We start from the raw sequence: 5,388 nt of genomic DNA, 5'->3' as shown, positions 1-5,388 counted from the left end.
CCGCCAGCAGCGGCACGTCCTTGGGGAGCACGGCACGCTGGGCCTTGACCACGGCGGGGCTGGCGGCCTCGGCCGGAAACAGCTTGAGGCCGCTTGCCCCCGCCGCGAGTGCCGCGAACGCCTCGCTCGGCGTGAAGTAGCCCGGCAGCGAGACGAGGCCGCGACGGGCGCTCTCGGCGATCACGGCGACGTCGGTATTGGGCGAGACGATCATCGCGCCGCCCGCGTCCTGCACCTCGGCGACCTGCCCGACCGTCAGCACCGTGCCCGCGCCGACGATCGCCCGGTCGCCGACGCGCCGCGCCAGCTTCTCGATGGTGACGAGCGGGTCGGGCGAATTGAGCGGCACTTCGATCAGGCGGAAGCCCGCCTCGACCAGAACGTCGGCGGCGGCCTCGATTTCGTCGGAGCGAATGCCGCGCAGGATCGCGACGAGGGGAAGCTGCGCAAGCGCGGTGGCAAGGTCGATCATGGAGTCATATCCCGGATGCGGGTGATGCCGGCGATGAAGGCAGCGTGACTGTCGACGACGACTGCCTCTCCCCCGGCGATTGAAATGGCGGCGGAATAGAGCCGCGCGAGCAGCCCGTCGGCGAGGAGGTAGACGGTCTCCCCCGGCTTGATCCGGGCGCGGCAGTCGGTGCCGAGCAGCAGGCCGCTGACATAGGCCGCCGCCGTGCCGGGAGGCCGCGCGCCGAGCACCGAAGCCGCGCGCACGCCGAACAGCGCGGCGAGCAGGTCACCGTCGGCGCTGGCCTCGACGCCCTTGCGGAATTCCTCGTCGGCATCGACTTCGCCGGTCATCTCGCTGCCGATCAGCGAATGGGCCTTGAGCATGGCGAACATCTCGCCCGTCATGGCGGTGGTGAAGTCGGCCAGCGCGCCGCCGCGCATGACCGCCCATTTGGCGTGGGTTCCGGGCTGGCACAGCAGAGCCTCGGCAGGCGCCAGCCCTGCCGCAACGGCGCCGAGAAGCTGAACTTCCTCGCCGCGCATCACGTCCTGGCGACCTTCGGCATAGCGGCAGACGCCGGGGACGATGGCGACGCCCTCGACCGGCGAGACGAGGTTTCCCGCAAGCTCGGCAATCCCGGCGGGCGCGGCGACGTAGCCCGCGTCATGCCAACCCCGGTTGGAGCCGACCATCCCCGCCAGCAGCATCGGCAACCCGCCGTGCCGCGCGCGCAAGTCCGCGACGGCAGCAGGAAAACCACCCTCCGGGACCGAGAGTATGCCCTTGTCGTCCCGCTCGGCGGCGACGATCTCACCCCCCTCGATCACATAGGCGCGGCGATTGGTCGTGCCCCAGTCCACGGCGATGAAGGCGCTTGTCACCAGGTCACCGCGCAAATCACGCAAGGCACCAGAACCACGGCAATCGCTCCTGCATTGGAACGGGTAGACGTCGCATAGCGCCCGTCTTCCGTCGAGATCGTATCCTTGCCGGGCCTCTTCATGGACAACTGCATAAGAGAACGTATTTATAATATCAATCGTCGCAATGACGCCGCAGCACTGTCAGCCCCCGTAGCTGAAGAACTCGACGATCGCGCCTTCGGGAGAGCGGACCGCGAACAGCGTGACGGTTCCGTAAGGCGCGATCACGAACGCCGCCGGTTCGATATGGAGTGACCCGCCCCGGCCGGCGATCGCTGCGGCATAGGCACTGGCATCCTCCACTTCGAAGCGCAGGCACAGGATGCCGACATTGGGCGCCGCGCAGTCGGCGTCGCAGCGGCGGCCGTACATCGCGGCGTTGTGGATCAACTCGACTCCGCCTACCGACGGCCCCGGCGGGTTGAAGATCACCACCCGGCGCTGCGCCCCGATCGCGGCGGGCAGCGGCAGGCCGAGCACATCGGCACCCGGCTCGGCCACGCCCTCGACCATGAAGTCTAGGTCCTCGTGCCAGCCCAACACGTCCACGTAGAACGCGATGGCGCCTTCGATATCCGCCACCATCTGCGTCGAATTGAACACCGGCGAAAGCCTGCCCGAAGGATCGAGCCCCGGCACTTCGGGCGAATAGCGCTGGATCACCGCAAGGTTCAATCCGTCCGGGCCGATCGCCACGACCTGCCGGACCGAGAAGTGCGCCTCGCTGTAATCCACCGGCTCGCCGAACGCCGTCCAGCCGTGGCGCTGCAGCCCGCGATAGACCTTATCGACGTCGGCCGAGAACATATCGACGTCGAAGATGCCGCCGGTGTCCCAGGTCCGCTGGCTGGAACGCATGACCTTCTGCTCCACCCCGTGGAAGCGCACCAGCCTGAGCGCGCCGCGCCCGGATACGGTGTTCTGCGGCACGAACAGCGCCTGCTCGATCCGCGTGCACTGCTGCGGAACATGCCATGCCGCGAACTGGGAAGGCGGAGCATCGGGCAAGTCGACGCGGTCATAGCGGCACACCTGCATTAAAGGCGCCGCCAGGCGTTCGATGTCGAAGGTGCTGACGACGGCTTCCTGAATGGGCTGGATGATCATGACCGGAAGATTGATCGCGGCTTGAGGCCCATGTCCCACGAGCAGCGCGCCAGTGTCCGACTGGCGAAGAAACCTCAGCGCTTCGAAGCGACCTCGGGAATGTCACTGGCGACCATCTCGCTGCGGTCGCGGGCAATCGACCAGAGGCGGCGCTTCGCCTTCGGATCCCAGTCGATCGCCTGCCCCGGCGTGGCGATGGCGAAGGTCTCTACCAGTTCGAGGCGCGAGCCCGCTTCCGGCAGGCGCAAGGCGTAGAGCTCGGGGCGATCGTGGCCGGTCACGTAGATCAGCCCGTCCACGCCCCAGCTCATGCCGGAGCAGCTCTTGGGCGCCATGCGGGCGAGAACCTCGTCCGGGAAGGCCCAGGTCTGCTCGATGCGGAACTGTTCGTCCATCCGCGCCAGCACGGTGTAGCGATAGTCGCGCCCCGGCTCGCCACCCTTGCCCTCGTAGTTCGCGAAGACCGCCCACCACTTGCCGTCGTGCCGGTCGATCACGGTCAGCGATCCCGGGCCGAAACCGAGGCTGATGGTGCCGGAATGGCGCAGCGGGCGGGTGTCGAAGATCTCGATCGCGCTGGTCTGCGGCACCGCCGGGTAGTTGGAGGCGGCGCAGTAGAGCTTCGTCTGAACGACCGTGCAGCTGTTCATGTGGGGGAACAGACGGCGCTCGCCTTGCCACTGGTCCACCTTTTTTCCGTCCGAGAGACGGTATTTACCGATGCGGTCGTTGTCGATCGCGTAGACGAACGTGCCGTCCGATGCCGCGCCCTGATGCGCCTCGGGCGCGGCCATCCGCATCGCCACGGGTGCCGCATCGGCGAGTACCGCCGCCGAGGCAAAAAGGGGAAGGACAGACAGCAGACGGATCATGGATGCGCACCTTCGAATGGGTCGCCGAGCGCTTACGACGGTCATGCTACGCTACCATGTCGCAGCGCGTTTGCATGAAATCGCATGCGGGTTTGCATCTTTCCTGTTGCCCGATCCATCCCGGACAAGGCAGGAGGAGCGCAATCTCTTCGCAATTGCACACGGAAAATCAGTTTGGCCGCCAGCCCCGCCCGCAAGCGCCCCGAGCGCACCCCGGTCCGCAAGACCGCCGAAAGCGCGCCCACCCGCCAGTCGATCAAGAGCGCCCAGACGCGCGGACGGCTGATCGAGGCGACGATCCAGTGCCTGGTGAAGGTCGGCTATTCCGGGACGACAACGCCGCTGGTCGCGGTGGAAGCCGGATTGTCGCGCGGGGCGATGCTCCACCATTTCGAGAACAGCGCGACGCTGATCCGCGCCACCATCGTCGAACTCCATGAGCGACGCCTGCGGGCCTTCCGCCGCTCGTCCGAAATCACCGAGCATGAACCCGCGACGATGGTGACGGCGTACTGGAAGCAGGTTCAGAAGCCGGCCTTCGTCGCCTTCCAGGAACTGGCGATGGCCGCGCGCACCGATGCCGATCTTGCCCAGATCATGCGCCCGCTGCAGGTCGAATACCGCGAGCGTTTCAATGCCGAGGCGATCGCCCTCTTCCCCGAATGGCAGTCTGAGCCCGAGCATTTCGCGCAGGCCATGGCCCTTTCGCAGACGCTCATCGAGGGTATGGCGACCGGCCTGATGACCGGCGCGCTCGACGAGGCGATGGTGCCGCACATGCTCAAGATGCTGGAAGATCAGGTCCGCACCCTGCGGCCCGCCTGAAGGCCCGCCCCTGCCGAGCTACCCTAGCGGCGGCATCACCGATGCGCTCTCGGTCACGGTGAAGGCGCGGACCCGGCTGCGGTCGAACAAGTTTTCCTCGTCCTCGGCGATCATCGCGGCGACCTGCGGATCGCCCAGCGCAGCAAAGCAGGCATCGCGCGTCGCCGCGTCGGGGAAGTCGATTTCCATCACCACGTCGTGATCGAACGGCTGGTCCGTCCCGTCCATCGGCGAGAGGAACCGGCGCACGTAGCGCGTGGCGTAGCCCGCCAGCACTTTCTCGCCGATCACGCGGTGGCGGCTTTCGTAGTAGGCGCGGAAGTCCTCGACGCTCATGCCTTCGCGGCGCTTGAGGAGCGTGATCACAGTTACCGTCATGCCAGCACGCCCATCCACTCGCGCATCCCGTCAAGTACCGCCTTCGCCCGCAGCGCCGGGTGCGAGAACGCCTCGCGTAGCGCAGCCGAGCGCAGTTCCAGCGACAGCGGAATGCCTTGGGGCAATGCCTGCAGCATCGCCGCCAGCGGCAACGCGCCCTCGCCCGGCTGTTCGCGGAGATCGATGGCATCGGTGATGACCGCGTCGAAGTTCACCGGATCGGGCCGTTCGGCCCGCGCGTCGCAGAACTGGGCGTAAGGCAGCAGCGCCGGATCGATGGCAGCGATCTGCCCGACCGTCGTGCCGGAGCGGTCGACGTGGATCGGATCGACCAGCACCGCGCGCAAGGGATGCCCCACCCGGTCGAGAATGCCGAGCGCCTGGCTCAGGGTCTTCACCTCGGTGAATATGCCGAATTCCAGCGCCACGCGCATTCCCGATCCCTCGGCATGGCGGCACAGGGCGGAAAGGCGCTCGATCGTCTCGCCCTCCTCGTGCGAGGATACGCAAAGCACGTTCGCCGCGCCGAGCTGCGCGCCAACGTCCAGCACCTTGCGGTGATCGTCGAGCGTGGTGTCGGGGCGGATCCACACGACCTCGACGTCGAGCACCGGCAGGCCGGTGCGCTGCAATGCTGCGCGCGCATCGCGGGTATGCTGCGCGGTCCATTCCAGCGGATCGACCCAGAGGCCGACCGCGTCGAACCCGGCAGCGGCACCTGCCTCGATCACGTCCACCGCGCCGAATTCGGGCAGGACGCCGGAGGCGAGGGATAGTTTATGCATTGTTTTTTCTCCCAAACCCACCCCATCCGGCTAGTTCGCTGCGC

At 67.2% G+C, this 5,388-nt stretch carries 8 protein-coding genes; 1 reads left to right on the top strand and 7 read right to left on the bottom strand.

What is annotated here, in order from left to right; genetic code table 11:
• From LH128_RS13085 to LH128_RS13070, 5 genes are all read right to left on the bottom strand, one after another.
• Positions 1 to 472 (bottom strand): KDPG and KHG aldolase (locus LH128_RS13085; protein WP_008830118.1); only part of this gene is annotated, 472 nt, incomplete at its 3' end.
• Positions 469 to 1,335 carry a 2-dehydro-3-deoxygalactonokinase gene (locus LH128_RS13080; RefSeq protein ID WP_202196478.1) on the bottom strand — a complete coding sequence of 289 codons (867 nt, stop codon included), beginning with the start codon at positions 1,333 to 1,335 and terminating at the stop codon, positions 469 to 471. The genes LH128_RS13085 and LH128_RS13080, both read right to left, overlap by 4 nt.
• Complete coding sequence (locus LH128_RS34540; RefSeq protein WP_327195157.1) at positions 1,332 to 1,457, bottom strand: hypothetical protein; 126 nt, start codon at positions 1,455 to 1,457, stop codon at positions 1,332 to 1,334. Before LH128_RS34540 ends, LH128_RS13080 begins: the two co-directional genes overlap by 4 nt.
• 61 nt (positions 1,458 to 1,518) lie before the next feature.
• Positions 1,519 to 2,484, bottom strand: coding sequence for a VOC family protein (locus tag LH128_RS13075; protein WP_008830116.1), 966 nt, complete (start codon positions 2,482 to 2,484; stop codon positions 1,519 to 1,521).
• Between the two features lie 74 nt (positions 2,485 to 2,558).
• Entirely contained in the window at positions 2,559 to 3,356 is a 798-nt protein-coding gene (locus tag LH128_RS13070) for a hypothetical protein (RefSeq protein ID WP_008830115.1), read from the bottom strand.
• A 174-nt stretch (positions 3,357 to 3,530) separates the two neighbouring features.
• Between LH128_RS13070 and LH128_RS13065 the strand changes: the two genes are divergently transcribed.
• The gene (locus LH128_RS13065) at positions 3,531 to 4,181 is read left to right on the top strand and encodes a TetR/AcrR family transcriptional regulator (RefSeq protein ID WP_008830114.1); all 651 of its coding nucleotides are present in this window, start codon (positions 3,531 to 3,533) and stop codon (positions 4,179 to 4,181) included.
• 18 nt (positions 4,182 to 4,199) lie between these two features.
• On the opposite strand, the gene LH128_RS13060 is transcribed toward LH128_RS13065, so the two are convergent.
• Both LH128_RS13060 and LH128_RS13055 read right to left on the bottom strand, forming a co-directional pair.
• A complete protein-coding gene (locus LH128_RS13060; protein WP_008830113.1) occupies positions 4,200 to 4,559 on the bottom strand; it encodes an EthD domain-containing protein in 360 nt (119 codons plus the stop codon).
• Positions 4,556 to 5,344: a sugar phosphate isomerase/epimerase family protein gene (locus tag LH128_RS13055; protein ID WP_008830112.1), complete on the bottom strand. Its 789-nt coding sequence runs from the start codon at positions 5,342 to 5,344 to the stop codon at positions 4,556 to 4,558. Before LH128_RS13055 ends, LH128_RS13060 begins: the two co-directional genes overlap by 4 nt.
• Between the last annotated feature and the right edge of the window lie 44 nt (positions 5,345 to 5,388).

This window comes from Sphingomonas sp. LH128 (assembly GCF_000293195.2).
In the GTDB taxonomy this organism is placed as follows: Bacteria; Pseudomonadota; Alphaproteobacteria; order Sphingomonadales; family Sphingomonadaceae; genus Novosphingobium; species Novosphingobium resinovorum_A.
Note: the sequence above shows the minus strand (reverse complement) of the source record. Positions and strands in the feature narration are given on the sequence as shown.

Coding starts and splice junctions, on each gene's coding strand:
- LH128_RS34540 (WP_327195157.1), bottom strand. CDS start 1,457: ATGAAGAGGCCCGGCAAGGATACGATCTCGACGGAAGACGGGCGCTAT.
- LH128_RS13075 (WP_008830116.1), bottom strand. CDS start 2,484: ATGATCATCCAGCCCATTCAGGAAGCCGTCGTCAGCACCTTCGACATC.
- LH128_RS13070 (WP_008830115.1), bottom strand. CDS start 3,356: ATGATCCGTCTGCTGTCTGTCCTTCCCCTTTTTGCCTCGGCGGCGGTA.
- LH128_RS13060 (WP_008830113.1), bottom strand. CDS start 4,559: ATGACGGTAACTGTGATCACGCTCCTCAAGCGCCGCGAAGGCATGAGC.
- LH128_RS13055 (WP_008830112.1), bottom strand. CDS start 5,344: ATGCATAAACTATCCCTCGCCTCCGGCGTCCTGCCCGAATTCGGCGCG.